This window comes from Neoaquamicrobium sediminum (assembly GCF_040970315.1).
GTDB lineage: Bacteria > Pseudomonadota > Alphaproteobacteria > Rhizobiales > Rhizobiaceae > Aerobium > Aerobium sediminum.
Genome location: NZ_JAZHFV010000004.1, coordinates 113400 through 139616, shown reverse-complemented (window position 1 = coordinate 139616; position 26217 = coordinate 113400). Strand labels below are relative to the sequence as shown.

Sequence of the window (26217 nt, the reverse complement as noted above, 5' to 3'; positions counted from 1 at the left end):
GGCTTCAGCCAGCCGTCAAATGCCTTGGCCGGCAAGTTCATCGGCCAGATTGCCCAATTCCGTCTGGGCGCTGCGCATCATTGGATAAACATTCAGCACCCGCTCATAGGCGTGCATCGCCGCTTCCTTGTGACCGGTGTTCTTGAGAATCGTCGCCATGCCGCCAAGGGCGCCGAAATGGCGTGGCTCTAGGCGAAGCACACGGCCAATGTCCGCCATCGACTTCGAATAATTCTCCATCGTGAAATGCAGCGTGGCGCGCCGGTTCCAGCCTTCTGCGTAGTCGGGTGCCAGCATCACCACCTGATCGAGGAAATCCATCGCGACCGCGTTGTCTTCCTTCTTCATGGCCTCCTGCGACCATTGCATCAGAAGATCGACGGAGGCGCTTCCAGACCGCGCCCATTCGCTGCGTAGACGTGAGGCCACACGCTCTGCCGCCTGTTCGTTGCGCGCCCGCCTCAATTCATCGAATAGCCTGTCGACCCGCGCCTGCGGCTCTTCGGCAGCAATACCGGTGGACGACCGCCCGGTTGTCTGGGCGAGCGCGGCCGCAAGGGGCAATGCCGCCAGAATCACCGTCAAAATGGCAAAAACGTTCCGCATGCGGGAGAAGGTACCCCCGCATCGCGGAACGTCAAACTGAAATTCGCGTGAGAAGCGCGCGGGCCTCAGCCCTGGCGAGCCTTGAAGCGCGGCGCGGTCTTGTTGATGATGTAGACGCGGCCCTTGCGGCGAACCATGCGGTTGTCGCGGTGACGGCTCTTGAGCGCCTTGAGCGAGTTCTTGATCTTCATCGGTATAGCCCGTTTCCTGATGCCCTGGCGGGCCAACATAAAAGCGCGCCCGAGGCGCGCCGCAAATCTGCGATGGCTCATAGACGAGTTGACGGGGCCGTGTCAACCGCGCCGACGCCTTGTAGCGCTCTTGCAGAGGGTGCCCGGCCCGCTTGGCGGGGGCCGGGCATCCGTTCATTCTCAGCTATATGGCGATACGCACTGGCGGCGCGGACCGTTATATGGCTGATAGGTATTGTCGTAGGCCCGGTACGACCGCCACCGGTCGTAGCACCACTGGACGTGAGCTGAACCTCCACGCGATCTGACCGCAGGCGCCTGATTCATGGCGCCGCCGATGATCGCACCGGCGATGAAGGCCGCCGGCGGGAACCAGAAACCATTATACTGCCGGTAGCCGGGACGACGATCCCTGTAGCCTCTGTGACCACGCCAGTAAGTGCTGTTTCCACGGCGTTCGAACCTGTCTCGGCCCCGATCCCTGCGGTTGTCGCGACGGTAGTCACGGTCTCGCCGATACTGCACATTCGTCACAGCGGAAGATACGGCCGGCGCATTGGGCACGAAAACCGGCGCAGCGGCAGCGGGTACCGCCGTACCAACTGCAAATGAAAGCGCCAGCACATGGCAAAGCGCGGATGATAATTTAAACATCGAACAGCCTCCTGCATAAGTCCCTATCATTGAGGAAACGGCAGGGCCGGCCTTTAGTTTCGTTACATTATGGCAATGTTGGCGGGAGCGTCCGATGAAGCCGCACACCTGACCCACGGCCGTCGCTCGGCGGATCACCGCGTGAGGCGCGTGAAGTGGCCCATCTTGCGTCCAGGTCGAGCCTCGGCCTTGCCGTAGAGATGCAGCATCACGCCCGGTTCGGCGAGTAACGCTGGTGCCCGCTCTACATCGTCGCCGATCAGATTTTCCATGACGCAATCGCTATACCGATCAGGGTTGCCAAGCGGCAGTCCGGCGACCGCGCGAATATGCTGCTCGAATTGCGAGACCAAGCATGCGGCCTCGGTCCAGTGCCCGGAATTGTGCACCCGCGGCGCAATCTCGTTGGCAAGCACGCTGCCATCCGCCATCACGAAAAACTCGACGCCTATGACGCCGACATAGCCGAGCCCATCGAGGATTGCCTTCGCCGCCTCCCGGGCCGCTGAAAGCGTATCCGGCGATGCAATGGCCGGCACCGTCGACGTATGCAAGATGCCGGCGCGGTGGACGTTTTCAGCCGCATCGTAGACGGCGATGCCGCCATCTCGCCCGCGCGCCGCAATAACGGATATTTCTCGCTCGAACGGAACCAGCGCCTCGAGGATGAGCGGCACGCCACCCATCTCGTCATAGCAACCGGCAATCTCTGCCGTACCGCCTGCCCGGAACACGCGCTGGCCCTTGCCGTCGTAGCCCATGCGCCGTGTCTTGAGCACACCTGCTCCACCAAAGGTGCTCAAAGCCTTGTCGAGATCTGCATCGCTGTCCACGGCAACGAAGCGCGCTGTGGATATGCCCATCTCGTTCAGGGCAGTCTTCTCGGCGAGACGGTCCTGGGCAACCTCAAGCGCACGCGGCGGCGGGGCGACAGTCACGTCGGCAGCCAGCATTTCGGCTGCATGGACAGGCACGTTCTCGAATTCGTAGGTCACCACGGCGCATTCCCGCGCCAGTTCGGCCAGCGCATGTGCATCGTCATAGGCGGCAATAATCTGGCGGCTGGCGACCTGCGCGGCGGGACAATCCGCCTGCGGTTCGAGCACGATAATGCGATAGCCGAGGCGGGCTGCGGCCATCGCCAGCATGCGGCCAAGCTGGCCGCCCCCGATGATGCCGATGCAGGCGCCGGGCTGAAGCGGGAAGGTCATGCGTCGTCGGAGGGGTGGTCGGCTACGGCGGCGGTACGCGACGCGCGCCACCCATCGAGGCGCGCCGCCAGCGCCTCGTCTCCAAGAGCGAGAACTGCGGCGGCCAGGAGCGCCGCGTTCGTCGCACCCGCCTTGCCAATGGCAAGCGTGCCGACGGGAATGCCGGCCGGCATCTGCACGATCGACAACAGGGAATCCTGCCCCGAAAGCGCCTTCGATTCGACGGGCACGCCGAATACCGGCAACGGCGTCATCGCAGCGGTCATGCCGGGCAGGTGCGCTGCACCGCCGGCGCCGGCGATAATCACCTTGAACCCGGCCGCCTTGGCACCAGTCGCGAAATCGTAGAGGCGCTGCGGAGTGCGGTGTGCCGACACGATGCGGCATTCATGCGAAATGCCCAGTTCGCCAAGCGTATCTGCGGCGTGCCGCATGGTCGCCCAATCGGACTGGCTGCCCATGATGATGGCGACGTCAGCGCTATGGCCGGTCATGTCCGTCCCTCACGCGATTATGTCGGGAATGATACGATCTTCCAGCTGCTGCATGCGGTCCTTCAGGGTCAGTTTCTTCTTCTTCATGCGCTGGATCTGCAGTGGATCGCAGCCCACCGCGATCATAGCATTGATCGCGGCATCGAAGTCCGTGTGTTCCTGTTTGACCTTTGCAAACTCGAGACGAATCTCGGCCTGTTCCTGTTCCGACATGCTCAACCGTCTGAAGATTGTGAGGCGGGAATCGCCTGCGCGGGCGGGTTCCGGAGCTTCCGCGACCGGCGAGCGCCTCATAACACATTTCGACCTGTCAGGAAATGCTACTACGCTCCATTCGACACGATTGTCGTTCGATGGCAAAGTGTCATGGCGCTGTCACGAAGCGACCTGCGGTGGACGCTCGGGATGGCGCGATCGAGGAACGATGAAGGGAGAATCTATCATGTCTCTTGCATCCCATCTTGCAGAGCTGCAACGGAAGCATGGCGATATCGAACGCGAGATCGACGAGGCTTTGACGCACCCGTCGTGCGATACCCTCGAAATCGCCAAGCTCAAGCGGCGCAAGCTGGCCCTCAAGGACGAGATAGAAAAACTGAGTTCGCCGACGCGACATTAATCGGCACATAGGCACCGCAACGGTGCTGCACTTCTAGCAAAGCCGATGGCGCCCGCGCCATCGGCGCTTAGTGGCGTTGTCTGCCCGCAAATGCGCATGCGGGCCTACGCCGCAACGAGGATGTGCCTGCGCCGAGGCGGCGCTATTCCTCCCAGAACTGATCCAGCCAGATGTTAAGCTTCAGGAACCCCTGGTTGCTGATCGCATAGATACGCCGCGTTCCCTGCGAGCGGGCGCTGACCAGTCCGGTATCCAGCAAGACCTTGAGATGTTGTGAAACGGCGGGCCGCGAGACTGGCAACCCCAGGGCGAGTTCGTTGACGGTCTTCGGCCCGCGCCTCAGCTCCTCGAGCAGATGACGGCGATTGGTGTCCGCAATGGCCATGAACGCGTCTGGCTGGGTCATGGTTATTTGTAACCCGCCCGCAGCGAAGTTCAATTGGCTTGTGGCTGGGGCTCGCTTGTGCCGATCGTATCGTCGGAGGCCGCATGGGCCTCCTGATCCGCGCGCGGATCGAGCAGGCCTGCCTGTGGCGTGACCGCACGCTCGGAAGGCAGTGTCTTGAAGGCCTCGCGATCTTCAAGCGGCACCGGTGCCCGGCGCGTCGTGCGCAGCATCGCATAACCACCGAGCGACAAGTGCGCCAGCGCGGTGGCCAGGAACAGGCTTTCGGGCCGCATCTGCGCCATCAGGAAAGCACCGACCAGCGGGCCGATCATCGTGCCGAAGCCGTAAAGCAGCAGCAGGCCACCCGAAACCTTGACGAAATCCTCCGTGCTTGCGTGATCGTTGGCATGCGCAACGGCGATCGAATAGAGCGTATAGGCGAGCGCGCCGTACGCTGCCGTCAGGACCAGTATGGCAACGCTGGAACGCGGCGCCAGTGCAAAAACCAGAAGCGCGAAGAGGGCCGAACCGAAAGCTGCCGCCGCCAGCACGTAGCGGCGGTCGGTGCGATCCGAGGCGCGACCGACGGGAAGCTGCGTCACCGCGCCTGCCACGACCACGAGGCTCATCATCAGCGCGATTTCGGCCGTCGATATGCCGACGCGGGCACCGTAGACCGCGCCCAGCGTGCCCCACGCGCCGTTGGCGACGCCGACGAGCACGCAGCCCACCGCCGCCACCGGCGAATTGTTGTAAAGACCCTTGAGATCGAGCTTCACATCGGCAAGCGGTTCCGGTGTCGCAGCAGAGGAGATCGCGGTCGGAATGAGGGATGCGCAGAAGAAGATGCCAGCCACCATGAACAAAGCCGCGCTGACGATTTCGCCTGCGGCCACGATCATCTGGCCGCCCATGATGGAGGCGTATGTGACCATCATGTAGAGACCGAAGACCGTGCCGCGATTGTCGTTGGTCGCTTTCTCGTTCAGCCAGCTCTCGATGATCATGAACGCGCCGGCCATGGTGAAGCCGGTCCCTGCGCGCAGCGCGATCCAGGCGTATTCGTCAACCCACAGCCCGGTCAGAAGCGCGATGATGGCGCCGGAGGCGGCAAACACGCCGAAGGACCGCACGTGGCCGACCTTGCGTACCAGCCGCGGCGCAAAATAGCAGCCTGCGACGAACCCGCCCGCCCATGCGGTACCGAAGAGCCCCAGGGAAGCGGTCGAGAAGCCCTCCGCCTGGCCGCGCAGCGGCAGGAGCAGACCATGGAGGCCCGACGCGGCAAGAAGAAAGGCTGTTCCGCAGAGCAGCGAAAAAATCGGGCGGTATGTCGCGAGCATGTCTCGTCGGCGGCCTTCTTGCTATGGGGCGTTGATTCGAAACTAGAAATGAATCAGGCGATTACGTGCCGATATCCGACAGATCGCGAACGATCCACACCTATTCGCGACGAAACAGCGCTTCGGCAGCGAGCCGTGTCGAGCCCTTGGCCTGGAGTTCGGCATCGAGCCGCGTGATCTCGGCCTTGAGCTGGCCGATCCTTTCCTCAAGCTCGCCGACCGACAGCAGCGACAGATCCTGCCCGATCTCGTGAACGCGTTTTGGCTTCACCGGTTCGTCGTCGAACAACGCCATCCTGCTTGTCCTTCCACTTTGCCTTGTGGCCGACAAGTCTACATAAGGGAGGCGGGTCGAGGCAAACGCCCCGGCCACGAATTGACCAGACGCAGGCGAGGCACGCATGGACAAGATTCCGGAAAAAATGACGGCGATAGCGATCGTCGAGCCGGGTGGGCCGCTGGTCCTCAAACCCGAGCGACGCGATGTCCCCAAGCCGGGCAATAGCCAAATCCTGATCCGCGTGCGCGCGGCCGGCGTGAACAGGCCAGATGTTGCCCAGCGCAAGGGCACCTACCCGCCCCCGCCGGGCGCGTCGGACCTGCCGGGACTTGAGGCAGCCGGGGAGGTCGTCGCCGTCGGATCGGGCGCAAAGCGCTGGCGGGCCGGCGATAGCGTCACCGCGCTGACGCCGGGTGGCGGATATGCCGAATATGTCGCGGTGCACGAAAGTAATGCCCTGCCGATCCCGCACGGTTTCACTTTCACCGAAGCAGCCGCTTTGCCGGAGACCTTCTTCACCGTCTGGCACAATGTCTTCCAGCGGGGCGGGTTGCAGCCGGGAGAGAGCCTGCTCGTGCACGGCGGCTCTTCGGGTATCGGCACCACGGCCATCCAGCTCGCATCAAGCTTCGGGTCCACTGTATTCACCACGGCCGGCTCCGCCGATAAATGCGAGGCATGCGAGAAACTCGGCGCCACCCGCGCGATCAACTACCGGGAGGAGGATTTCGTCGCCGTCCTCAAGGAGGCAACCAAGGGCAAGGGCGTCAACGTCATCCTTGACATGGTGGGCGGTGATTATGTCGACCGCAATTATGAGGCCGCTGCCGTCGATGGCCGCATTGTCCAAATCGCCACGTTGGGCGGCCCCAAGGCGCCTGCGAATTTCGCGCGGCTCATGGTCAAGCGCCTGACCCATACCGGTTCCACGCTGCGCCCGCGCGATGTCGCTTTCAAAGGACAGATCGCCGCCGAACTGGAGACTAAGGTGTGGCCGCTCCTTGCCGAACGGCGGATCGCACCCGTCATGGACATGATCTTCCCGCTGAAGGAAGCCTGGCGGGCGCATGAGCGGATGGAGGAAGGCGACCATATCGGCAAGATCGTGCTGGATGTGGCATAGCCCGCCAAACTCGGTGGGACCTCGAAATGACTGATCGCCTGTCGCCGCGCCTTCTCGCCATCGTCGACACACTGCCGCTACGTCCCGGCATGCGCGTGCTGGAAATCGGCTGTGGACCGGGCGCCGCCGCACGCGAGGTCGCACGCAGGATCGGAAACGGCCATGTGCTGGCCATAGACCGTTCTCGCAAGGCGATCGAGCAGGCCGAGACCGCCTGCCGCGACGAGATCACGGCTGGAACCCTCTCACTGCGACAGGTCGCGGCGGAGGATTTCGAGCTCCTCCCTGGCGAAGAAAAATTCGATCTCGCCTTCGCCGTACGTGTGGGCGCGTTCGATGGTCGCCACCCTGCAGCGGGCGAAAAGGCTTTGCCCCGCATCGCGGCAGCCTTGAAGCCTAAGGGTCGGCTATTGATCGACGGCGGCGATCCACTGCGCGAGCTGCCATTGCAGCGGTGAGATGCAGCTGTCCTGTGCCTAAGACATCGGCTCGCATTGCGAAGGACGCCGAATAACGTTATATGCGGGGTGATTTCCCAAATTTGGTGGCTTCGCCCACCGCCCGCGACAGGGACGCGGGCGAACGAGAAGGATTTTATCCATGGCCAACACGCTTCTGATGCCCAAGGCGACAGCCGTCTGGCTCGTCGACAACACCGCGCTGTCGTTCGACCAGATCGCGCAGTTCTGCAAACTCCACCCGCTCGAGGTCAAGGCGATCGCCGATGGCGAGGCCGCGCAGGGCATCAAGGGTCTCGACCCGGTGATGACCGGCCAGCTTTCGCGCGACGAGATCGCGAAGGGCGAGGCGGATGCCGAACATCGTCTCAAGCTCTCCGAGCCGAAGGTGCGCGTGCCCGAATCCAAGCGCCGCACTCCGCGCTACACGCCGCTTTCCAAGCGCCAGGACCGCCCGAACGCGATTCTGTGGCTGGTCAAGAATCACCCGGAACTGAAGGATGCGCAGATCTCGCGCCTCGTCGGCACCACCAAGTCGACCATCGAGCAGATCCGCAACCGCACCCACTGGAACTCGAACAACCTCGTGCCGATGGACCCGGTGACGCTGGGCCTGTGCTCGCAGATCGATCTCGACCTCGAAGTGCAGCGCGCCTCACGCGGCCAGCCTGCGGCGGCGCCGGCCGGCGACACCCTGCTGCCTGCTTCCATGACCGAGTCGCTGGAAGTTGGCGCGGACCGTTCTGCAAAGGACGAGAGCGAAGACGAACTCGACGCGGATGCCGTTTTCGCCAAGCTGTCTTCGCTCAAGTCTACGTCGCAGGACGAAGACGAGGAATAGCCCGCAAGATCAGCAGCCGGACAATCGCTCAGGTCGATGTCCGGCTCGCGAGCCTGGTTACGACTGTCCGCGCATCTCAAGAGTGCGGTAGAAATCGGCGAGCTGCTTGCCGCGCTCCGGCCGGAAGGTGCGTCCGGACGGCGTTATCTGCGCAATGCGGTCGATGCGGAAGGCGCGGAAATCGTCGCGCAGTTCGCACCACGCCACCAGCGTCCAGACCTTGCCCCAGAACCACAGGCCTAACGGCCGTATGTCGCGCTGGGACGCCCGCCCGGCTTCGTCGCTGTAATCAATGTTCAGAACGCTGCGCCCGTCCACGGCGCGTTCCAGCAGGTCGATCGACTTGCGCTCGGCCTCGCCCACGACCCAGTCGGGCATGTGGATTTCGGTGCGCGCGATGCGCGCCTTTTCCTGGTCGGGCAGCACGGCGCCGATCTTGACCAGCGCTTCCTCGGCCGCCCGCGCCATGTCGGCACCGCCGAAGGCGCGCACCATGCGCGCGCCGGCAACCAACGCGACGATTTCGTCACGCGTGAACATCAGCGGCGGAAGGTCGAAACCTTCCCTCATCAGATAGCCCACACCCGCTTCTCCATCGATCGGCACACCGGTCGACTGCAGGTCGGCTATATCGCGGTAGATCGTGCGCTCCGAGACTTCCAGCCGCTCCCCGAGCATGCGCGCGGTCACAAGCCTTCCGCCCCGCAAATGCTGGACGATCTGAAACAAGCGGTCTGCACGGCGCATGGAAAGAAGCCCTCGAACGGATGAATCCGGGAGGCGGACTATGCCAGCAGCCTCCTGACAACATAGTGTCAGGAGGTTGTCGGGAGGGAAAGCCGCCGGATCGCATCGTCCGAAACCGTCAGCCGTTGCGGCCAGCCGGCACGCGCTGCCGGTCAGGCAGACCGTCCGGCCAGCCGATGTCCTTGCGCAGATGCGCCGAAAGACCGTCGATGGCGCGGCGCGTGCGTCGGCGTTCGTTGAAGCTGCGGAACTGGGTGACGGCGTCCTCTACGAGCGACAGCAACAGGGGCGTGCGGGGCATGACATAGTCTCCTTTCACCTTGGAAAGAGACAATGACACACCCCTGCGGACAGCCTTGCGTCAGGAGCCTCAGCGACCGGAATGCTGTCAGGCGAAGCGCCTCGCCGCATCCACCGCAAGCCCCAGGCCGACGGCCCCGAAACGGTCGATCTGGGCGATGCGCGCATGCGGAAAACGGGTAACCGCCGCATCGCGAACCGCAGGCACCTGCGCGCCGCCGCCGGTCATCACCACCGTGTCGATGGCCTCCGCAACGACACCCGCATCCACGAGCGCGGCATCGATGGCAATGCCGATTCTGGAAACCAGCTCGCCGGTCGCCTGCGTGAATTCGGTGCGCGAAACAGGCACCTCCAGGGACAGGCCGGGCTCGCGCAACGTGATGACGGCATCCTCGGCATCCGTCAGCTCGATCTTGGCCTTCTCGACCTGCGCGGCCAGCCGATGGCCCGAGCGGTGCGCCAGCAGGTGCTGGTAGATCTCAAGTTTCTCTGGCTCTGCCGCCTCGCGCTTCAGCGACTGGATGTCCCGCTTCGTCGCCGCCGTATAGAGCTGGTTGATCTTGTGCCAGGTCGCCATGTCGTTGAAGTACCAGACCGGCAGATGGCGCTTGCCGTCGCGCGTGCGGGTGCCGAGACCCATGCGCGGCATCACGCGTGCAATGCTCAACTGGCGGTCGAAATCGGTGCCGCCGACATGAACGCCCGACGTCGAGAGGATGTCGTCGCGGCGGTCGGCAGCGCGGCTCCGCTCCGGCGACAGGCGCAGTACCGAGAAGTCGGACGTGCCGCCCCCAATGTCGACGACGAGCGCAAGCACCTCGGCATTCAGGTCACGTTCGAATCCCATGGCCGCGGCCACCGGCTCGAACTGGAACTCGATATGTCGGAAGCCTTCGGCCCGCGCGGCCGCCTCGAGCTGATCCTGCGCGGTTCGGTCGGCCTCCGGATTGCCGTCAACGAAAAAGACCGGCCGGCCAAGCACGATATGGTCGGGCACATCGCCGGCCTGAGCCTCGATCCGCGCACGCAGGTGGCGCAGGAAACGGCCGATCAGCCCCTGAAACGTCATGCGGTCTCGTCCGACCTGCGTCGTTTCCTTCATCAGGCTCGAGCCGAGAACCGACTTGAGCGCGCGCATGAAACGGCCTTCAGCGCCGTCCATATATTCATGCACCGCCGAGCGGCCGAAATGAACGCTGCCGTCTTCGAGGCTGAAGAACAGCGCCGAGGGAATTGTCACCTGCGCGTCTTCGACGGGGATCAGGAACGGATCGCCGCCGGCCGCGCACAGGCCGACGGTGGAATTGGTGGTGCCGAAATCGACGCCACAATAATGGGGAGACATCGCAAAACGCCCGCAATGCTTCGCCGAGGGCGACGAAACGCCAGGGCGAAGGGATGATCGGAAAGGGCGGCCTCTCTACCGCATCACGGCAAGGATGAGAACCCCTCTTCCGCGGCGATCATCCGCGGCGATCAGACCCCGATGCCCCTGCCCTTCAGCGCCGCCTCGATCTCGTCGAGGATCGCCGGGTCGTCGATCGTGGCCGGCATGGTCCAGCCTTCCTTGTCGGCGATCTTCTGCATCGTTCCGCGCAGGATCTTGCCGGATCGCGTCTTTGGAAGCCGCTTGACCGTGACAACCGACTTGAACGCCGCGACCGGACCGATGCGCTCGCGCACCAGGGCGACGATCTCCTTTTCGATCTCCGGCCCCTCCCGCGCCACACCCGCGTTGAGCACGACGAAGCCGCACGGCACCTGTCCCTTCATCGGATCGGCGATGCCGACCACGGCGCATTCGGCAACGTCGGGGTGCTCGGCCACCACTTCCTCCATGCCACCCGTCGACAGGCGATGCCCCGCGACGTTGATGATGTCGTCGGTGCGCGCCATGATGAAGAGGTAGCCGTCCTCGTCGATCAGCCCGGCATCGGCCGTCTTGTAGTAGCCGGGAAACTCGGAAAGGTAGGCGCTGCGGAAGCGATCTTCCGCGTTCCACAGCGTCGGCAGGCAGCCGGGCGGCAGTGGCAGCTTGACGACCACGTTGCCCAGTGTCCCGGTTGGCACCGCGTGCCCCGCATCATCAAGCACCTGAACGTCGAACCCAGGCATCGGCACGGCGGGCGAGCCGTATTTGACCGGCAGAAGCCCGAGCCCGACCGGGTTCTGGCTGATCGGGTGGCCGGTCTCGGTCTGCCACCAATGGTCGATCACCGGCACGCCCAGTTGCGCTTCCGCCCATTTGATGGTTTCCGGATCGGCACGTTCGCCGGCGAGGAACAGGGTCCTGAACCCGGAGAGATCGTATTTCTTGACGAATTCGCCCTTCGGATCCTGCCCCTTGATCGCGCGGAATGCCGTGGGTGCCGTGAACATCGCGGCGACGCCGTGTTCGGCGATCACGCGCCAAAAGGTGCCGGCGTCGGGCGTGCCGACCGGCTTACCCTCGAACAGGATCGTGGTGCAGCCGTGAAGCAGAGGCGCATAGACGATGTAGGAATGGCCCACCACCCAGCCGACATCGGAAGCCGCCCAGAAAACCTCGCCCGGCTTGACGCCGAATTCGTTCCACATCGACCATTCGAGCGCGACCATGTGGCCGCCATTGTCGCGCACCACACCTTTGGGCTGGCCGGTGGTGCCGGACGTGTAGAGCACGTAGAGCGGATCGGTCGCAGCCACCGGCTCGCAGTCCACCCATATGCCGGCCTTCTTTGCCGCAGCCGTCACCTCTGCCATGTCGAGATCGCGGTTAGGCACGAGATCGCAGGGCTGCTGCTCGCGCTGCAGCACCACGCAATGTTCAACTTTATGCTTGGCCATGGCGATGGCGCCGTCGAGCAGCGGCTTGTAGGCAACGATGCGGCCGGGCTCGACACCGCAGGATGCCGAGACGATCAGCTTCGGCTGCGCATCGTCGATCCGTGTTGCCAGTTCCTTTGCCGCGAAACCGCCGAAGACGACAGAGTGGACGGCCCCGAGCCGCGCGCAGGCGAGCATCGCGAACACGGCTTCAGGTACCATCGGCATGTAGATGATGACCCGGTCGCCCTTGGCCACACCCTGCTCACGCAGGACGGCAGCAAGCGCAACGACCTCGTCGCGCAACTGCGCATAGGTGAAGCTCTTCTTCGCTCCGGTGATCGGGCTGTCATAGATAAGGGCCGTCTGGTCGGCGCGCCCGCCGTCGACATGACGGTCGAGGACGTTGAAGCAGGTGTTGCAGGTTGCGCCGGTGAACCAGCGGCCATAGACGCCCTGCCCGGCATCAAAGATGCGCTCGGGCGGCGTGAACCAGTCGATCGCCTTGGCTGCTTCCGCCCAGAACGCTTCGGGATCGCTTTTCCAGCCGGCATAAACCTCGTGATAGCGCGACGACAATGCTTCCTCCCCTGGCAGTGCTTGTCGGGCTGTTCTATCCGCCACGGCCTCCTGCCGTCCATCTGACTAAGGAAGCATGGCTGCCCGTGCTTTGACAGACGTCAAGGATGCTGCTCAAACGGGCGCGGCGCAATCGCAACGCAACCCGGAACGGCATGAGCAAAATCCTATCGATGGTGATCGTCGGCCTGATGATCGTGCAGATCATCAGGCCGCTGGGTCTGCCCGGTCTGAAGCGCCGCGCCGACTTCTGGAAGCTGGCGGTCGTTGCGCTCGGCCTGATCGTCGTGACGGCAGGGCTCAGCCACGGCGGCTGACCGAACGGTCAGCCTGCGCGGGATGCCTCGAATATGCTGTCGATCGCCGAGCCAAGTGCCGCGTCGAACTCGGCATCGCTCTGCTGGGCCGAAAGCCCTTCGGTCAGTGCTCGCGAGAAGCTGGCGATCATGCCCGCATTCTGCTTCAGCTTGGCGTTCGCATCGTCGCGCGAATACCCGCCCGAAAGGGCTACCACCCGCATGACGCGCGGATCGTCGATCAGCGGCTTGTAGAGGTTCGCCTTCGTCGGCAGCGTCAGCTTGAGCATCACCTGCTTGCCGGCCGGCACGCCGTCCAGATGCTTCTGGATTTCCGCAAGCAGCATGTCTTCGGCTTCGGCCTTGTCGGCGATCGAGATAGTCACTTCCGGCTCGATGATCGGTACGAGCCCGTGACCCAGGATCTGCCGGCCGACCTCGAACTGCTGGGCAACGACCGCAGCGATCCCTTTCGGATTTGCCGCGTCGATCACCGAGCGCATCTTGGTGCCGAAGACGCCGTTTGCGACGGCACGCTCCAGCAGCGCATCGAGATCCGGCATGGGCTTCATCAGCTTGACGCCGTCGGCCTCGTCGGCGAGGCCCTTGTCGACCTTCAGGAACGGCACGACGCCACGCTTCTCCCAGAGGTATTTCGCTGTCGGCGTGCCGTCGATGTCGCGATCCATCGTCTGTTCGAACAGGATCGCGCCCATCACCTTGTCGCCAGTGAACGCAGGCGACTTGATGATCCGCGCCCGCATCTGGTGGATGAGATCGAACATCTCATCATCGTTCGACCATGCGCCCTGCTCGACACCGTAGAGCTTCAGCGCCTTCGGCGTGGACCCGCCCGACTGGTCGAGCGCTGCAATGAAGCCGTCCTTGTTTGCGGCCTGATCCGTCATCGCCGCGCCGTTTTCAAGACGTTCGCTCATTCTTGTGCCTCCAGATTGTCCTTTCAGGCCGCTTACCAGATGCGGTCCGAAAGCGGAATGGAGCCGGGCAGGTCGAATCGATTGAAAGCGATTTCAAATGTTTAAGAGGGTAAACGGCGAAGTGGGCGTTCTCCGTTAAGCGTCATCCCGCCCAAGGGAGCGCAGCGACCGCAGAGCCGGGACCCATTGAGCAGCGTGGCCGGGCCGCGGGTTCGCGCAGCATCGGTCGTATGCGCCAGCGCCGGAACCGGGCCGTGCTCCACGATACTCCGACCAATGGGTCCCGGCTCTGCGGTCGCTGGCTCCCTTGGCCGGGATGACGTGATTAGCTTATCTCGCCAATGCCACCACGCCCGGCAGTTCCTTGCCTTCCATCCATTCAAGGAAGGCGCCACCGGCGGTTGAGACGTAGCTGAAGTCATCGGCAACCCCGGCATGGTTCAGAGCCGACACCGTATCGCCGCCGCCAGCGACCGAGATCAGCTTGCCAGCCCTGGTCCGGTCGGCCGCGAACTTCGCCGCAGCCACGGTCGCCGCGTCGAACGGCTCGATCTCGAAGGCGCCGAGCGGGCCGTTCCAGACCAGCGTCTGCGCTTTTTCGATCCACTGGTTGACCACTTCGACAGTCTTCGGCCCGACATCGAGGATCATCGCATCGGCCGGAACGGCCTCCACGGAAATGGTTTCGTTCGCGGCATTCGCCTTGAATTCCCTGGCCACGACGGCGTCGGTCGGCAGAACGATCGCGCATCCCGCGGTCGCGGCCTCGATCATGATCTGCTTGGCGGTCGGGGCGAGATCGTGTTCGCAAAGCGACTTGCCGACATCGGTGCCACGCGCGGCAAGGAACGTGTTGGCCATACCGCCCCCGATGACAAGGGCATCGACCCGTTTGACGAGGTTCATCAGCAGGTCGATCTTGGTCGACACCTTGGCGCCGCCGACGATCGCGACGACCGGCTTCACCGGCTTGCCAAGGCCTTTCTCAAGCGCTTCGAGTTCAGCCTGCATCGTGCGTCCGGCATAGGCCGGCAGCAGGTGCGCGAGGCCCTCGGTCGAGGCATGCGCGCGATGGGCGGCGGAGAAGGCGTCGTTGACGTAGACGTCGCCATTGGCGGCGAGCGCCTTGACGAAATCGGGATCGTTCTTTTCCTCGCCCTTGTGGAAACGGGTGTTTTCCAGAAGCAGGATGTCACCATCGGCAAGGGCCGCGACCGCCTTGGCAGCCCGCTCGCCGATGCAATCGGCGGCAAAGGCCACCTTGCGGCCGATGACGGCTTCCGTCGCCGCGGCAATAGGCTCAAGCGACATTTCCGGGTTCGGCTCGCCTTTCGGGCGACCGAAATGGGCAAGAAGGATGACCTTCGCGCCCTTATCTGCGAGTTCGGTGATCGTTGGCGCGACCCGCTCGATGCGGGTCGCGTCGGTTACCTGCCCGTCCTTGACGGGTACGTTGAGGTCGACGCGGACAAGCACCCGCTTGCCCGAAACCTGTGCCTCGTCGAGCGTGCGAAAGCCTGTCATCTTCGTTCCCCGTGCCGCGATCAGATGGTCTTCGCCAGCGCCACGGCCGTGTCGGCCATGCGGTTCGAGAAGCCCCACTCATTGTCGTACCACGACATCACGCGCACGAGATCGCCTTCGATGACCTTGGTCTGGTCGAGCGCGAAAGTGGACGATGCCGGGTTGTGGTTGAGGTCGATCGAAACCAGCGGCTCGTCGGTGTAGGCGAGGATGCCCTTGAGCGGACCGTCCGCCGCCGCCACCAGCGCCGCGTTCACCTCTTCGACGGTGACCTTACGCTTCGGCACGAACTTGAAGTCGATGACCGAGACGTTCGGGGTCGGCACGCGGATCGACACGCCGTCGAGCTTGCCCTTGAGTTCCGGCAGAACGAGGCCGACGGCCTTGGCCGCGCCAGTCGAGGTCGGGATCATCGACACCGCTGCCGCGCGGGCGCGGTAGAGGTCCTTGTGCATGGTGTCGAGCGTCGGCTGGTCGCCGGTATAGGCGTGAACCGTCGTCATGAAGCCCTTTTCGATGCCGAAGGCATCGTTGAGGACCTTGGCGACCGGCGCGAGGCAGTTGGTGGTGCAGGAAGCGTTGGAGATCACGACGTGCTCGCTCGTGAGCTTGTCGTGGTTCACGCCGTAGACGACCGTCAGGTCGGCACCGTCGGCGGGCGCCGAGACGATGACGCGCTTGGCGCCGGCGGTCAGGTGCGCGGACGCCTTCTCCTTGGAGGTGAAGATGCCCGTGCACTCAAGCACGATATCCACATCCAGTTCGCCCCACGGCAGCTTGGAGGGGTCGCGCTCGGCGAACACCTTGAAGGAGTCGGAACCCACGGAGATGGTGTCGCCATCGACCTTCACCTCGGAGGGGAACTTGCCGTGCACGCTGTCGTAGCGCAGCAGGTGTGCGTTGGTCTCCACCGGCCCGAGATCGTTGATGGCAACGACGTCGATGTCCTTGCGGCCGCTCTCATAGATGGCGCGGACGATGTTCCGGCCGATGCGGCCAAATCCGTTAACTGCGACTTTTACGGTCATGAGGCGGTCTCCCAGGAGGCTTCGAAAGCGTGTTTTGGCGGCATGGCACAAGGCCCGCCGCCAAGGCAGCGCTTCCATAGCGGCGCGGCGCGGAAGAATCCAGCGTCAGCCGGGATAAAACCGATTAGCACAGAACAGGCGCGGTGCGCCTGCCCCGGCTCAGGCGCTCGCGAGCCGCTTTTCGACGGCCTCGACCGCGGCCTCGGCAGTAATGCCGAAGTGCTTGTAGAGATCCTCTATCTTGCCGCTGGCGCCGAAGCCGCTCATGCCGACAAAAAGTCCGTCGGACCCGATGATCGCGTCCCAGCCCTGCCGCACGCCGGCCTCAATCGCGATCTTGACCGACGCATTGCCAATCAAACCGGTCCGATACTCGTCGCTCTGCGCAGCAAAGATTTCCATGCACGGCACGGAGACGACCCGTGTCCGGTGACCGCGTTTCTCGAGTTCGGCGCGAGCGGCGAGCGCAATCTCCACTTCCGAGCCGGTCGCAAAGATCGTCACGGCTGCGTCGCCATTGGTTCCGGCGAGTTCGTAGGCGCCGCGAGCAGAAAGGTTCTCGACCGCATGCTCGGTGCGCACCGTCGGCAGGTTCTGCCGGGTCAGCGCAAGCGTGGACGGCGTCTTGGTGGATTCAAGCGCGATCTGCCAGCACTCGGCCGCCTCGACGGCATCGGCCGGACGCATGACGTAATGGTTCGGGATCGCGCGCAGCGCCGCCAGATGCTCGACCGGCTGGTGGGTCGGCCCGTCTTCGCCAAGACCGATGGAATCGTGGGTCATCACGAATATGGACCGGATGCCCATCAGCGATGCCAGACGCATCGCCGGCCGCGCATAATCCGAGAAGGTGAGGAAGGTGCCGCCGTAAGGAATGACGCCGCCGTGCAGAGTCATGCCGTTCATGGCGGCCGCCATGCCATGCTCACGAATGCCATAATAGACGTAGCGGCCGGAATAGTCGTCCGGCTTGATCGGTCCGGTCTGGCTGGTCTTGGTGTTGTTGGAGCCGGTGAGATCCGCGGAGCCACCGATGGTTTCGGTGACCAGGGCGTTGATGACTTCAAGCGCCATTTCTGACGACTTGCGGGTCGCGACCTTGGGTTTGTCTTCGACCAGCTTCTTCTTGTAGTCGACGATGAGCTGGTCGAAACCCTGCGGCAGGTCGCCGCGCATGCGCCGTTCGAACTCGGCGCGCGTGGACGCGTCGGCGGCGCAAAGCCGCTTTTCCCATTCCTTGCGCTCCTTGGCAGCGCGCAGCCCGGCAACACGCCAGGCATCCAGAACATCGGATGGCACCACGAAGGGCTCCGCATCCCAGCCCAGCGCCTTGCGCGCGCCGGCAATCTCTTCCGCACCCAGCGGCGAACCGTGCGCCTTGTTGGTGCCGGCGCGCGTCGGCGCGCCATAGCCGATCGTCGTCTTGGCAGCGATCAGCGTCGGGCGGTCCGACTTGCGGGCCGCCTCGATCGCGGCAGCGATCGCATCCGGGTTGTGGCCGTCGACGCGCGTCGTGTTCCAGCCGGAGGCTTCGAAACGCTTGCACTGATCGGTAGAGTCGGACAGCGAGATCGCGCCATCGATGGAGATGTTGTTGTCGTCCCAGATGACGATCAGCTTGTTCAGCTTCAGATGGCCCGCAAGCGAGATCGCCTCCTGGCTGATACCTTCCATCAGGCAGCCGTCGCCGGCCAGCACATAGGTGTAGTGATCGACGAGGTCGTCGCCGAAGCGCGCATTCATTATGCGCTCCGCAAGCGCCATTCCCACAGAGTTGGCAAGGCCCTGGCCGAGCGGCCCCGTGGTGGTCTCGATGCCGGCGGCATGGCCCCATTCCGGATGGCCGGCGGTGCGCCAGCCGAGCTGGCGGAAATGCTTGATCTGCTCGAGGTCGATGTCCTCGTAGCCGGTCAGGTAGAGCAGCGAATAGAGCAGCATCGACCCGTGCCCGGCCGACAGCACGAAGCGATCGCGATCGGCCCAGTCCGGCTTCTGCGGATCGTACGACAGATAGCGGGAGAACAGGACGGTCGCGATATCGGCCGCGCCCATGGGCAGACCGGGGTGGCCCGAATTGGCCTTCTCGACTGCATCCATGGAAAGGAAACGGATCGCATTGGCCATGCGGTCGTGCATTTCGCGTGTGGTCATGATCGCTCGCTTGTCGTCCCGCGCAAGAAAAGGGCCGGATACGGCCCGGAAAGCGAGGGGACACATAGCAGGCGCGCGCCCCGAGTCAACGTTGACACGGCTTCTGTCCGCAGGCTTGCAGCGCTTTCCCGTTCCTTGCGAGTGCGTTTAAAGGGGATAGTCGCGAGCGCCGCGTTGACGCCCGCTTCGCACGCTGCCTAATGTTTCACGGCTAACGCGCTGGGAAAGCGCGCGATTCGGCACCATCTCAGGGGCTGGAACGGATACCATGACCGGGGAAGCGACCCTCAAGGAAGTAATTGCCCGCCTCGGGAAGGCGATCGAGACGCTCGAAGATGCGGTTTCCGCACGATTCGAGCGTGAGCAGGAATATGGCGATGCCGAAGCGGAAGTGCAGCGCATGAACGCCGACCGAGCCCGCCTCGCTCAGGAACTCGATAGCTCCGAAGCACGTGCCGAACGGCTGGAAGAAGCCAACAAGGAGGTCTCGCGCCGGCTCGTGGCGGCGATGGAGACTATCCGCGCGGTACTCGACAGGTAAAGGACAGACCCATGGCGCAGGTGACGGTGACGATCGACGGCAAGTCATACCGCATGGCCTGCGATGAAGGGCAGGAAGAACACCTGACCGATCTGGCGACGCGCTTCGACCGCTATGTCTCCCACCTCAAGGGATCGTTCGGAGAAATCGGTGACCAGCGACTGACCGTGATGGCCGGCATCATGGTGATGGACGAACTTGCCGAACTGCAGAAGCGCATGAAAGGCATGGAGAGCGAGATCGCCACGCTGCGCAAGACGCGCGACGACGCGCTGACCAAGGCCGACAAGAACGATGCGGCGCTCACCGGCGCATTGGCGAATCTGGCCGAACGCATGGAAGGCCTTGCCGCAAAGCTGAACGCCGACGGCCTGCCCGCCTGACCCGCCTCGGGTCAGTCAGTCGAAAGGTCGACCCGCAGGCATTGCGCGGATAGCCCCTCATGGCCGCCGATCTCAGAACCCCTGGAAGAGCATATCGAGCGCGGCGGTGATTTCATCACGCCGGTCGCTTACATTGGCAATGCGGTCACCGAGCGCGGACACGGGAACTGCAAGCATGTGTTGCGTGTAGAGAGCGTAGTATTTCCCGTCGACAACGAAGATCGGATTGAGCTTCTTCAACGGTGCTCGGTGTGGGTGTTCGGGCAGTAGCGGGATAGCCATCCTGGTGTCGAGGCCGTCGAAAATATCTGCCTGGATGCTCACAAGCAGGTTTTCGCTGCCCCGAGGATCGCGATAGACATCATACCGCGCCATCAGAAACCGCGATATTCCGAGAACGGGAGACCGTGTTCCTCGAAATATCTGTTGTTCTCTTCAATTGCCTCGCGATTCTCCTGCAGCCAGAGCTCGGCTTTGCGCTTGCTTATAGCTTCGGCGATACCGGCGTCAGCGGCACGCGAGACGTTCACATTCAAAGCCTTGGCTTCGGCCAGAATGTCGACGTCGATCGAAAGGTTGACGGATTTGCGTTTCGGAGACTTGGTTAGCATGAGCACACTCCATGTGCATGTTATATACGCATGGAGTGTGCTCGGCAACTAGCCCTCGATCTCCTCCCGCAGCATCTCCAGCTCCAGCCATTCCTCTTCCATGCCAGCGAGGCTGACCCGCAGGCTTTCGAGCTGTCCCGCAACCTTCGAAAAGCCGTCAGGGTCCTTTGTGTAGAAGGCTGGATCCGACATTTTGCCTTCGAGAATAGCTATCTTGCCCTCGGTTTCCGCAATCTGGTTCGGCAAATTGTCGAGCGCGAATTTCTGCTTGTAGGAGAGCTTGCGCGCAGATGCCCGAGGCTCGTTCGCGACTGGTTCCTTCTTCTCCCGAGGCTCCTTCTTCGCGGCACGCGCGCGGTCCTGCAGTGCCTGCCCGCCGCGCTGCGCCAGCATGTCGGAATATCCGCCGGCATATTCGATCCAGCGCCCCTCACCGTCGGGGGCAATCACGCTCGTAACCGTCCTGTCGAGGAAATCGCGGTCGTGGCTGACGAGAAGCACGGTTCCCGGATAGCCGGAAACCAGCTCCTGCAGCAGATCGAGCGTTTCCATGTCGAGGTCGTTGGTCGGCTCGTCAAGCACCAGCAGGTTGGCAGGCCGCGCCAGGATGCGCGCCAGCACCAGCCGCGCCCGCTCCCCGCCTGAAAGTTCGCGCACCGGCGTCCGCGCCTGTTCCGGCTTGAACAGGAAGTCCTTCATGTAGGAAACGACATGCTTTTCTTCGCCATTGACGACAAGGCTGTCACCCCGGCCGTCGGTGAGATAGTGAGCCAGCGTTTCCGATGGGTCGAGTTCGCGCTTCTGGTCGAGCGCGGCGATCTCGAGATTGGCCCCAAGCCGCACGCTGCCGGCATCCGGCTCCAGCGTACCGATCAGCATCTTCAGGAGTGTGGTCTTGCCGGCTCCATTTGGTCCGACGAGGCCGACCCTGTCGCCTCGCTGGATACGCGTCGAGAAATCCTGCACGACAGCGCGATCCCCAAAACTCTTGGCGATACTGCGGGCTTCGATGACCAGCTTGCCGGACTCCGCACCTTCGGCTGCAGACATCGAGGCGACACCCTCGGGGCCACGCCTGCCACGAAACCGCTCGCGCATCGAATGGAGCTCGCCGAGCCGGCGCATGTTGCGCTTGCGCCGTGCGGTCACCCCGTAGCGCAGCCAGTGCTCCTCGCGCTCGATCTGGCGGCCGAGCTTGTGCTGCTCCAGCTCCTCCTCCTCCAGGAGGCGGTCGCGCCATTCCTCGAAATGCGCGAACCCCTTGTCGAGCCGCCGCGTGGTACCGCGATCCAGCCACACCGTCGCCCGCGACACGCGTTCCAGAAACCGCCTGTCATGCGAGATCATGATGAGCGCCGACTTCGTGCGCTGCAGTTCGCCTTCCAGCCATTCGATGGTGGCCAGGTCGAGGTGGTTGGTCGGTTCGTCAAGCAGCAGAATGTCGGGTTCCGGCGCCATGACGCGGGCGAGCGCGGCACGCCGCGCCTCGCCGCCGGAAAGCGTGCCCGGCCGCTCGTCGCCCGAAAGCCCGAGGCTTTCGATCAGATAGGTGGCGCGATATGGATCGTCTGCCGGCCCCAGGCCGGCCTCGACATAGGCGAGCACACTCGCGTAGCCGTCCATATCGGGCTCCTGCGGCAGATAGCGCACAGTCGCTGTCGGCTGCCGGAAAATCTCGCCGTCCTGCGACTCGACCATGCCGGCCGCGATCTTGAGCAGCGTCGATTTGCCCGATCCGTTGCGACCCACAAGCGCAATCTTCTCGCCGGAGGATGCCGAGAGCGAAGCGCCGTCGAGCAGCGGAGTGCCGCCGAAGGTCAGCCGAATGCCATCAAGGGTAAGAAGCGGTGGAGCCATCGTCACATGCGAAAATAGGAAACAGGATGGGCGATCAGAAGGGCGCGACCGGACTGGAGCGTCACGCTCAGGTCGCCCCGCACTTCATTCGAGAGCGTCAACGACGAGCCGAAAGGCACAGACCGGTCGGAAAGCGGCCATTTCGCACCGGATAGCGTAAGCCCTTCGAGGTCGGAGAACGGCAACACACTGAACAGCGTCCCGTTCTCGTAATCGAAGCTCCTTGCGGTGCCAGGCAGAAGCGGCGTTCCCTCCTGCTGGCCGCTGGTCAACAGGCACCGTGTGCCCCCTTCGGACAGCCGCAAAGCGGCCGCAAGATGCAGGAAGGCGTGGTCGGCACGCGCGCCACCGAACGCCCCAACGAGGATAAGCTCGTCAGCGCCACGGGCCAGCGCGGCATCGATGGCGATTTCACCGTCGGTCTTGTCCTTGTCGGCCGAGAATATCTCGGTCGGCACGTCGCCATGGGCCTGTCTCAACCCGTCGTCGACGGAATCGAAATCGCCCGTCCACAATTCCGGAACGATGCCAAGCACGCTTGCGTGGCGGATGCCGGAATCGGCGGCAATCACCCGGGTGTGTTCGAGTTGGCCGGCGAGCCGGGGCGTGGCGACGAGGTCGCCGCCAAGAAGGATGGCGAAGCGGGTCATGCGCGTCGCCTCTATCACGCGAGCCCAATGAAGCGAAAGCGCCTTGCATCGCGTCCGCCAAACAATCGCTTGCCTAGCCTTGCCCGCATCCCTATTTCTGGAACCGCTCTAACGGGGTGCCGGACGCGAACCATGCGGACCGGCTGAGAGGCATGACGGGGCAACCCTGCCAACCCGCTGAACCTGATCCGGCTCATACCGGCGGAGGGATTAGACGCTGCAGCCAAAGCGCCTGATTTCCCTTGAAACACAAACCAAGGAGGCGCCGATGCGCGACCGTTTTCTCATTATCCTCACAGCTTCGCTGGGTCTCGCCGCCATGCCGGCCACAGCTCAGGAAAAGCTGACCGTCTATACCTATGAGAGCTTTACCGCCTCATGGGGTCCCGGCCCGGTCGTCGAGAAGGCGTTCGAGGCAGAATGCGGCTGCGACCTGGAATTCGTTGCGGTGGCCGATGGCGTGGCGCTTCTGAACCGTCTCAAGCTCGAAGGCAGCGGCACGCAGGCCGACATCGTTCTGGGGCTGGACACCAACCTCACCTATGAGGCGCGTGAGACAGGCCTGTTCGCGCCACACGGTATTTCGCTCGAACGCGTGGATGTGCCGGGCGACTGGAACGACGACATGTTCGTGCCGTTCGACTATGGCTACTTCGCCTTCGTCTACGACACCGAGGCGATCGCGACGCCCCCAGCAAGCCTGAAGGAACTGGTCGAAGGTGACCCTGAGGAGAAGATCGTCATCCAGGACCCGCGCACCTCGACGCCCGGGCTCGGCCTGCTTTTGTGGGTTAAAGCTGTCTACGGCGACGAGGCGCAGGCCGCCTGGGAGAAGCTCGGCCAGCGCGTGCTGACAGTAACGCCCGGCTGGAGCGAGGCCTACGGCCTGTTCACCAGCAGCGAGGCAGGCATGGTCCTCTCCTACACGACCTCGCCCGCCTATCACGAGATTGCGGAGGACAGCCAGCGCTACAAGGCCGCGAGTTTCGAGGAGGGACACTACCTGCAGGTCGAGGTTGCCGGCGCGACGCTCAAGGGCGCGCAGAACCCGCTGACCGCCCAGTTCCTCGAATTCATGACGGGACCTGGCTTCCAGGATGCGATCCCCGAGACCAACTGGATGTTCCCGGCCGGCGAAACCTCAGGACCGCTCAACCCGGTCTTCGACACTCTCGTCGAGCCTTCCAAAACGCTCGCATTCACGCCCGAGCAGGTCGCCCAGAACCGCCAGCGCTGGATCGACGAGTGGCTTGCCGTGATGAGCCGCTGAACCCTCGATGACGCGCGACCGCCGCATTCTGGCAGGCATTTCCGCTCTAACGGCGATCGCGGTGCTGATCGGCGGGGCCTTTACCGGCCTCGCGTGGGAAGCATTCTCAGACTGGTCGGGCGCGCTTTCCGCATTCAATGCCTACCTCCTGCGGATCGTTCGTTTCACCTTGTGGCAGGCGGTTCTTTCGACGGTTCTTTCCGTCGTGCCGGCGATGCTGGTTGCGCGAGCGCTTGCGCGCCACCCCGCCTTTCCCGGCCGCGGCCTCGTCCTGCGGCTGTTCGCGCTACCGCTGGCGCTGCCCGCCATCGTCGCAGCACTCGGCGTTCTGGCGCTGCTGGGCCGCGCGGGGCTTTTCGCCGATGTCCTTACCGCCGCGACCGGTGCGCGCTGGCAGGGCATATACGGGCTTTCGGGAATTCTGGTTGCCCATGTCTTCTTCAACCTGCCGCTGGCGACGCGGCTGTTCCTGCAGGCGCTCGAAACCATTCCCGCCGACCAGTGGCGACTTGCGGCTCAACTGGGCATCGGCGCCCGTACCGGCTTCCGGCTCATAGAATGGCCGGTGCTGCGCGCTGCGTTGCCGGGGATCGCGGGCCTTGTCTTCATGCTCTGCGTAACCTCCTTCACCATCGTGCTGACGCTGGGCGGCGGCCCGCGTGCAACGACGCTGGAGGTCGCGATCTACCAGGCACTGCGTTTCGACTTCGACCCTGCCCGCGCGGTGACATTGACGGCGTTGCAGATCGTCCTCACGGCGGCAGTCGTAGCAGTACTGATCCGGCTCGGGGCAAACATGACGGGCGACGCAAACCTTCCGGTCGCCCCCCGCCGACCCGTGGTGGCTGGAAAGTTCGAGCAGGTCGCCAATGGCGCGCTCATCCTTGCGGCCCTAGTCTTCGTTGCCGGGCCGCTTGCCGCGACGGTCATCGCAGGCCTGCGCGCCGACCTTGCGCGGCTGGCGGCAGACCCGGCCGTGCATGCAGCCACCATGACCAGCCTTCTGCTGGCACTTATCGCCGCTCTGCTTTCGGTTGCGCTGTCGCTGGCGCTCACCATGGCCCGACGCGCGGAGGAATTGCGCAGATCGTCGTCAGCATCACCGTCCCTGCTTGAGCGTATGCTGGATACCGGTGCCGGCTTCGTCCTCGTCGTGCCGCCTATAGTCGTCGGTGCCGGCTGGTTCATCCTGCTTCGCCAGACCGGCAATGTCTTTGCGGTCGCCCCCATCATGGTGATAACCGTCAACGCCGTAATGGCGATGCCTTTTGCGATCCGGGCGATCAGACCCGCCTACGACGCGGCCAGCGCACGCCACGAAAGGCTGTGCGCCTCACTCGGCATTTCGGGCGTCAACCGCTTCCGCCTGGTGGATTGGCCGTCCATCCGCCGCCCAATGTTGATGGCGCTCGCCTTTGCGATGGCGCTGTCGCTTGGCGATCTCGGGGTGATTGCCCTGTTCGGCTCCGATTCGGTGCAGACCCTGCCCTATCTGCTGCTGGCGCGTATGGGCAGCTATCGAACCGAAGATGCCGCAGGGCTTGCGCTCTTTCTCGGCGTCCTTTGCCTGCTGCTGATGATGCTTGTCGACAACGCGAGGAGAAGCCGGTGAGTGGTGCCGCAGTCCGGCTCGATGACGTCACCTTCAGCTATGGCGATACCTCGATGACCTTCGACCTCGCTGTCGGGACGGGCTCCATCGTCGCTGTGATGGGGCCGAGCGGTTCGGGAAAATCGACGCTACTCAATCTTGTGGCGGGCTTCGAGACGCCGGCCTCCGGCCATGTGCTGATAGGCGATCTCGATGCAACGACCATGCCGCCGGCCAGACGTCCCGTTTCCATGATCTTCCAGGAGAACAATCTCTTTGCCCATCTGGACGTGGCCAGCAATGTCGGTCTCGGACGATCGGCGTCACTCCGCCTGTCGCCCAGGGATCGCGAGGACGTCGCTGCCGCTCTTGCCCGCACGGGGCTGACCGGCAAGGAACGGCGCCTGCCCGCCGAACTGTCGGGCGGAGAACGCCAACGCGTTGCGCTTTCGCGCGTGTTGGTGCGCGATCGGCCGGTGCTGCTGCTCGACGAACCATTTGCCTCGCTCGGGCCCGCCTTGCGCCGCGAGATGCTGGAACTGGTGCGCGAGCTGCACGCAGAACGGGGCATGACGATCATGATGGTTACCCACCACCCTGACGACGCCGAAGCGCTCGCCGACCAAGTCGCTTTCATTGAAGACGGAAGAATCGCTGCCTACGCAGCAGCGGAAAAGATGTTCTCGGACAACGCGCCTGCGGCATTCAGGGCTTACATCGGAGCCTGACGGCCAG

Annotated in this window: 31 protein-coding genes and 1 riboswitch; of the genes, 10 read left to right on the top strand and 21 right to left on the bottom strand. The window is 63.8% G+C overall.

The window, feature by feature from the left end; all coding sequences use genetic code 11:
* Positions 1–15 precede the first annotated feature (15 nt).
* The 6 genes from V1479_RS13815 to V1479_RS13790 form a co-directional block, all read right to left on the bottom strand.
* Positions 16–606, bottom strand: coding sequence for a tetratricopeptide repeat protein (locus tag V1479_RS13815; protein WP_368803396.1), 591 nt, complete (start codon positions 604–606; stop codon positions 16–18).
* A 65-nt stretch (positions 607–671) separates the two neighbouring features.
* A complete protein-coding gene (gene ykgO, locus V1479_RS13810) occupies positions 672–797 on the bottom strand; it encodes a type B 50S ribosomal protein L36 (protein ID WP_148913503.1) in 126 nt (41 codons plus the stop codon).
* Positions 798–977: 180 nt separating this feature from the next.
* Positions 978–1124, bottom strand: a complete 147-nt coding sequence (locus V1479_RS13805) for a BA14K family protein (protein WP_368803645.1) — start codon at positions 1122–1124, stop codon at positions 978–980.
* Positions 1125–1585: 461 nt separating this feature from the next.
* Complete coding sequence (locus V1479_RS13800) at positions 1586–2662, bottom strand: 5-(carboxyamino)imidazole ribonucleotide synthase (protein ID WP_368803395.1); 1077 nt, start codon at positions 2660–2662, stop codon at positions 1586–1588.
* On the bottom strand, positions 2659–3156 hold the full coding sequence (gene purE / locus V1479_RS13795; protein WP_368803394.1) for a 5-(carboxyamino)imidazole ribonucleotide mutase: 498 nt from the start codon (positions 3154–3156) through the stop codon (positions 2659–2661). Before purE ends, V1479_RS13800 begins: the two co-directional genes overlap by 4 nt.
* Positions 3157–3165: 9 nt before the next feature.
* Positions 3166–3369, bottom strand: a complete 204-nt coding sequence (locus V1479_RS13790; protein ID WP_173194639.1) for a YdcH family protein — start codon at positions 3367–3369, stop codon at positions 3166–3168.
* 229 nt (positions 3370–3598) lie between these two features.
* Here V1479_RS13790 and V1479_RS13785 point away from each other — a divergent pair, with 229 nt between their 5' ends.
* Positions 3599–3775, top strand: a complete 177-nt coding sequence (locus tag V1479_RS13785; protein ID WP_368803393.1) for a YdcH family protein — start codon at positions 3599–3601, stop codon at positions 3773–3775.
* Between the two features lie 142 nt (positions 3776–3917).
* On the opposite strand, the gene V1479_RS13780 is transcribed toward V1479_RS13785, so the two are convergent.
* The 3 genes from V1479_RS13780 to V1479_RS13770 all read right to left on the bottom strand — a co-directional run bounded on the left by V1479_RS13780 (position 3918) and on the right by V1479_RS13770 (position 5801).
* Entirely contained in the window at positions 3918–4181 is a 264-nt protein-coding gene (locus V1479_RS13780) for an ArsR/SmtB family transcription factor (protein WP_173194641.1), read from the bottom strand.
* A 29-nt stretch (positions 4182–4210) separates the two neighbouring features.
* On the bottom strand, positions 4211–5506 hold the full coding sequence (locus tag V1479_RS13775) for an MFS transporter (RefSeq protein ID WP_368803392.1): 1296 nt from the start codon (positions 5504–5506) through the stop codon (positions 4211–4213).
* A gap of 100 nt (positions 5507–5606) precedes the next feature.
* Positions 5607–5801: a DUF1192 domain-containing protein gene (locus tag V1479_RS13770; RefSeq protein WP_368803391.1), complete on the bottom strand. Its 195-nt coding sequence runs from the start codon at positions 5799–5801 to the stop codon at positions 5607–5609.
* A 106-nt stretch (positions 5802–5907) separates the two neighbouring features.
* On the opposite strand from V1479_RS13770, the gene V1479_RS13765 reads away from it, so the two are divergent.
* The 3 genes from V1479_RS13765 to V1479_RS13755 all read left to right on the top strand — a co-directional run bounded on the left by V1479_RS13765 (position 5908) and on the right by V1479_RS13755 (position 8208).
* Positions 5908–6909 carry an NAD(P)H-quinone oxidoreductase gene (locus V1479_RS13765; RefSeq protein ID WP_368803390.1) on the top strand — a complete coding sequence of 334 codons (1002 nt, stop codon included), beginning with the start codon at positions 5908–5910 and terminating at the stop codon, positions 6907–6909.
* A gap of 26 nt (positions 6910–6935) precedes the next feature.
* A complete protein-coding gene (locus V1479_RS13760; protein ID WP_368803389.1) occupies positions 6936–7367 on the top strand; it encodes an SAM-dependent methyltransferase in 432 nt (143 codons plus the stop codon).
* Positions 7368–7509: 142 nt separating this feature from the next.
* On the top strand, positions 7510–8208 hold the full coding sequence (locus tag V1479_RS13755) for a DUF1013 domain-containing protein (protein WP_368803388.1): 699 nt from the start codon (positions 7510–7512) through the stop codon (positions 8206–8208).
* A 57-nt stretch (positions 8209–8265) separates the two neighbouring features.
* Here the strand turns inward: V1479_RS13755 and V1479_RS13750 are convergent, their stop codons facing one another.
* From V1479_RS13750 to V1479_RS13735, 4 genes are all read right to left on the bottom strand, one after another.
* Positions 8266–8955 carry a helix-turn-helix transcriptional regulator gene (locus V1479_RS13750; RefSeq protein ID WP_173194644.1) on the bottom strand — a complete coding sequence of 230 codons (690 nt, stop codon included), beginning with the start codon at positions 8953–8955 and terminating at the stop codon, positions 8266–8268.
* A gap of 118 nt (positions 8956–9073) precedes the next feature.
* Positions 9074–9256 (bottom strand): YjiS-like domain-containing protein, encoded by a 183-nt coding sequence (locus V1479_RS13745; protein WP_368803387.1) that lies wholly within the window; start codon positions 9254–9256, stop codon positions 9074–9076.
* Positions 9257–9343: 87 nt separating this feature from the next.
* On the bottom strand, positions 9344–10603 hold the full coding sequence (locus tag V1479_RS13740; RefSeq protein ID WP_368803386.1) for an Hsp70 family protein: 1260 nt from the start codon (positions 10601–10603) through the stop codon (positions 9344–9346).
* 131 nt (positions 10604–10734) lie between these two features.
* Entirely contained in the window at positions 10735–12642 is a 1908-nt protein-coding gene (locus V1479_RS13735) for a propionyl-CoA synthetase (protein ID WP_368803385.1), read from the bottom strand.
* Between the two features lie 155 nt (positions 12643–12797).
* Here V1479_RS13735 and V1479_RS13730 point away from each other — a divergent pair, with 155 nt between their 5' ends.
* On the top strand, positions 12798–12959 hold the full coding sequence (locus V1479_RS13730) for a hypothetical protein (RefSeq protein ID WP_368803384.1): 162 nt from the start codon (positions 12798–12800) through the stop codon (positions 12957–12959).
* A gap of 8 nt (positions 12960–12967) precedes the next feature.
* Here the strand turns inward: V1479_RS13730 and V1479_RS13725 are convergent, their stop codons facing one another.
* From V1479_RS13725 to tkt, 4 genes are all read right to left on the bottom strand, one after another.
* Complete coding sequence (locus tag V1479_RS13725) at positions 12968–13876, bottom strand: fructose bisphosphate aldolase (protein ID WP_368803383.1); 909 nt, start codon at positions 13874–13876, stop codon at positions 12968–12970.
* Positions 13877–14206: 330 nt separating this feature from the next.
* Positions 14207–15400, bottom strand: a complete 1194-nt coding sequence (locus V1479_RS13720) for a phosphoglycerate kinase (protein WP_368803382.1) — start codon at positions 15398–15400, stop codon at positions 14207–14209.
* Positions 15401–15420: 20 nt separating this feature from the next.
* A complete protein-coding gene (gene gap / locus V1479_RS13715) occupies positions 15421–16428 on the bottom strand; it encodes a type I glyceraldehyde-3-phosphate dehydrogenase (RefSeq protein WP_368803381.1) in 1008 nt (335 codons plus the stop codon).
* 159 nt (positions 16429–16587) lie between these two features.
* Positions 16588–18579, bottom strand: a complete 1992-nt coding sequence (gene tkt, locus V1479_RS13710) for a transketolase (protein WP_368803380.1) — start codon at positions 18577–18579, stop codon at positions 16588–16590.
* Between the two features lie 268 nt (positions 18580–18847).
* On the opposite strand from tkt, the gene V1479_RS13705 reads away from it, so the two are divergent.
* Both V1479_RS13705 and V1479_RS13700 read left to right on the top strand, forming a co-directional pair.
* Positions 18848–19120, top strand: a complete 273-nt coding sequence (locus V1479_RS13705) for a DUF4164 domain-containing protein (protein WP_173194649.1) — start codon at positions 18848–18850, stop codon at positions 19118–19120.
* An 11-nt stretch (positions 19121–19131) separates the two neighbouring features.
* Positions 19132–19503 carry a cell division protein ZapA gene (locus tag V1479_RS13700; RefSeq protein ID WP_173194650.1) on the top strand — a complete coding sequence of 124 codons (372 nt, stop codon included), beginning with the start codon at positions 19132–19134 and terminating at the stop codon, positions 19501–19503.
* A 72-nt stretch (positions 19504–19575) separates the two neighbouring features.
* On the opposite strand, the gene V1479_RS13695 is transcribed toward V1479_RS13700, so the two are convergent.
* Genes V1479_RS13695 through V1479_RS13680 form a run of 4 tightly spaced genes read right to left on the bottom strand, consistent with a single transcriptional unit; the run spans position 19576 to position 22621 of the window.
* Positions 19576–19878: a CcdB family protein gene (locus tag V1479_RS13695; RefSeq protein WP_368803379.1), complete on the bottom strand. Its 303-nt coding sequence runs from the start codon at positions 19876–19878 to the stop codon at positions 19576–19578.
* Positions 19878–20114 carry a type II toxin-antitoxin system CcdA family antitoxin gene (locus V1479_RS13690; RefSeq protein ID WP_173194652.1) on the bottom strand — a complete coding sequence of 79 codons (237 nt, stop codon included), beginning with the start codon at positions 20112–20114 and terminating at the stop codon, positions 19878–19880. The genes V1479_RS13695 and V1479_RS13690 overlap by 1 nt, the downstream gene beginning before the upstream one ends.
* 48 nt (positions 20115–20162) lie before the next feature.
* Entirely contained in the window at positions 20163–21971 is a 1809-nt protein-coding gene (locus V1479_RS13685; RefSeq protein ID WP_368803378.1) for an ABC-F family ATP-binding cassette domain-containing protein, read from the bottom strand.
* Positions 21972–21973: 2 nt separating this feature from the next.
* Positions 21974–22621: a thiamine diphosphokinase gene (locus V1479_RS13680; RefSeq protein ID WP_368803377.1), complete on the bottom strand. Its 648-nt coding sequence runs from the start codon at positions 22619–22621 to the stop codon at positions 21974–21976.
* Positions 22622–22723: 102 nt separating this feature from the next.
* Positions 22724–22848, top strand: a riboswitch (TPP riboswitch).
* 41 nt (positions 22849–22889) lie between these two features.
* Here V1479_RS13680 and thiB point away from each other — a divergent pair.
* The 3 genes from thiB to thiQ are packed head-to-tail and all read left to right on the top strand — an operon-like array spanning position 22890 to position 26210.
* Positions 22890–23891 carry a thiamine ABC transporter substrate binding subunit gene (gene thiB, locus V1479_RS13675; protein WP_368803376.1) on the top strand — a complete coding sequence of 334 codons (1002 nt, stop codon included), beginning with the start codon at positions 22890–22892 and terminating at the stop codon, positions 23889–23891.
* 7 nt (positions 23892–23898) lie between these two features.
* A complete protein-coding gene (gene thiP / locus V1479_RS13670) occupies positions 23899–25503 on the top strand; it encodes a thiamine/thiamine pyrophosphate ABC transporter permease (RefSeq protein WP_368803375.1) in 1605 nt (534 codons plus the stop codon).
* A 53-nt stretch (positions 25504–25556) separates the two neighbouring features.
* The gene (gene thiQ, locus V1479_RS13665) at positions 25557–26210 is read left to right on the top strand and encodes a thiamine ABC transporter ATP-binding protein (protein ID WP_438620557.1); all 654 of its coding nucleotides are present in this window, start codon (positions 25557–25559) and stop codon (positions 26208–26210) included.
* Positions 26211–26217 lie beyond the last annotated feature (7 nt).

What these genes read in the sequence shown, in the direction of transcription:
- V1479_RS13815 (WP_368803396.1), bottom strand. Translation starts at nt 606, where the DNA reads ATGCGGAACGTTTTTGCCATTTTGACGGTGATTCTGGCGGCATTGCCC.
- ykgO (WP_148913503.1), bottom strand. Translation starts at nt 797, where the DNA reads ATGAAGATCAAGAACTCGCTCAAGGCGCTCAAGAGCCGTCACCGCGAC.
- V1479_RS13805 (WP_368803645.1), bottom strand. Translation starts at nt 1,124, where the DNA reads ATGAATCAGGCGCCTGCGGTCAGATCGCGTGGAGGTTCAGCTCACGTC.
- V1479_RS13800 (WP_368803395.1), bottom strand. Translation starts at nt 2,662, where the DNA reads ATGACCTTCCCGCTTCAGCCCGGCGCCTGCATCGGCATCATCGGGGGC.
- purE (WP_368803394.1), bottom strand. Translation starts at nt 3,156, where the DNA reads ATGACCGGCCATAGCGCTGACGTCGCCATCATCATGGGCAGCCAGTCC.
- V1479_RS13790 (WP_173194639.1), bottom strand. Translation starts at nt 3,369, where the DNA reads ATGTCGGAACAGGAACAGGCCGAGATTCGTCTCGAGTTTGCAAAGGTC.
- V1479_RS13785 (WP_368803393.1), top strand. Translation starts at nt 3,599, where the DNA reads ATGTCTCTTGCATCCCATCTTGCAGAGCTGCAACGGAAGCATGGCGAT.
- V1479_RS13780 (WP_173194641.1), bottom strand. Translation starts at nt 4,181, where the DNA reads ATGACCCAGCCAGACGCGTTCATGGCCATTGCGGACACCAATCGCCGT.
- V1479_RS13775 (WP_368803392.1), bottom strand. Translation starts at nt 5,506, where the DNA reads ATGCTCGCGACATACCGCCCGATTTTTTCGCTGCTCTGCGGAACAGCC.
- V1479_RS13770 (WP_368803391.1), bottom strand. Translation starts at nt 5,801, where the DNA reads ATGGCGTTGTTCGACGACGAACCGGTGAAGCCAAAACGCGTTCACGAG.
- V1479_RS13765 (WP_368803390.1), top strand. Translation starts at nt 5,908, where the DNA reads ATGGACAAGATTCCGGAAAAAATGACGGCGATAGCGATCGTCGAGCCG.
- V1479_RS13760 (WP_368803389.1), top strand. Translation starts at nt 6,936, where the DNA reads ATGACTGATCGCCTGTCGCCGCGCCTTCTCGCCATCGTCGACACACTG.
- V1479_RS13755 (WP_368803388.1), top strand. Translation starts at nt 7,510, where the DNA reads ATGGCCAACACGCTTCTGATGCCCAAGGCGACAGCCGTCTGGCTCGTC.
- V1479_RS13750 (WP_173194644.1), bottom strand. Translation starts at nt 8,955, where the DNA reads ATGCGCCGTGCAGACCGCTTGTTTCAGATCGTCCAGCATTTGCGGGGC.
- V1479_RS13745 (WP_368803387.1), bottom strand. Translation starts at nt 9,256, where the DNA reads ATGCCCCGCACGCCCCTGTTGCTGTCGCTCGTAGAGGACGCCGTCACC.
- V1479_RS13740 (WP_368803386.1), bottom strand. Translation starts at nt 10,603, where the DNA reads ATGTCTCCCCATTATTGTGGCGTCGATTTCGGCACCACCAATTCCACC.
- V1479_RS13730 (WP_368803384.1), top strand. Translation starts at nt 12,798, where the DNA reads ATGAGCAAAATCCTATCGATGGTGATCGTCGGCCTGATGATCGTGCAG.
- V1479_RS13725 (WP_368803383.1), bottom strand. Translation starts at nt 13,876, where the DNA reads ATGAGCGAACGTCTTGAAAACGGCGCGGCGATGACGGATCAGGCCGCA.
- V1479_RS13720 (WP_368803382.1), bottom strand. Translation starts at nt 15,400, where the DNA reads ATGACAGGCTTTCGCACGCTCGACGAGGCACAGGTTTCGGGCAAGCGG.
- gap (WP_368803381.1), bottom strand. Translation starts at nt 16,428, where the DNA reads ATGACCGTAAAAGTCGCAGTTAACGGATTTGGCCGCATCGGCCGGAAC.
- tkt (WP_368803380.1), bottom strand. Translation starts at nt 18,579, where the DNA reads ATGACCACACGCGAAATGCACGACCGCATGGCCAATGCGATCCGTTTC.
- V1479_RS13705 (WP_173194649.1), top strand. Translation starts at nt 18,848, where the DNA reads ATGACCGGGGAAGCGACCCTCAAGGAAGTAATTGCCCGCCTCGGGAAG.
- V1479_RS13700 (WP_173194650.1), top strand. Translation starts at nt 19,132, where the DNA reads ATGGCGCAGGTGACGGTGACGATCGACGGCAAGTCATACCGCATGGCC.
- V1479_RS13695 (WP_368803379.1), bottom strand. Translation starts at nt 19,878, where the DNA reads ATGGCGCGGTATGATGTCTATCGCGATCCTCGGGGCAGCGAAAACCTG.
- V1479_RS13690 (WP_173194652.1), bottom strand. Translation starts at nt 20,114, where the DNA reads ATGCTAACCAAGTCTCCGAAACGCAAATCCGTCAACCTTTCGATCGAC.
- V1479_RS13685 (WP_368803378.1), bottom strand. Translation starts at nt 21,971, where the DNA reads ATGGCTCCACCGCTTCTTACCCTTGATGGCATTCGGCTGACCTTCGGC.
- V1479_RS13680 (WP_368803377.1), bottom strand. Translation starts at nt 22,621, where the DNA reads ATGACCCGCTTCGCCATCCTTCTTGGCGGCGACCTCGTCGCCACGCCC.
- thiB (WP_368803376.1), top strand. Translation starts at nt 22,890, where the DNA reads ATGCGCGACCGTTTTCTCATTATCCTCACAGCTTCGCTGGGTCTCGCC.
- thiP (WP_368803375.1), top strand. Translation starts at nt 23,899, where the DNA reads ATGACGCGCGACCGCCGCATTCTGGCAGGCATTTCCGCTCTAACGGCG.
- thiQ (WP_438620557.1), top strand. Translation starts at nt 25,557, where the DNA reads ATGACCTTCGACCTCGCTGTCGGGACGGGCTCCATCGTCGCTGTGATG.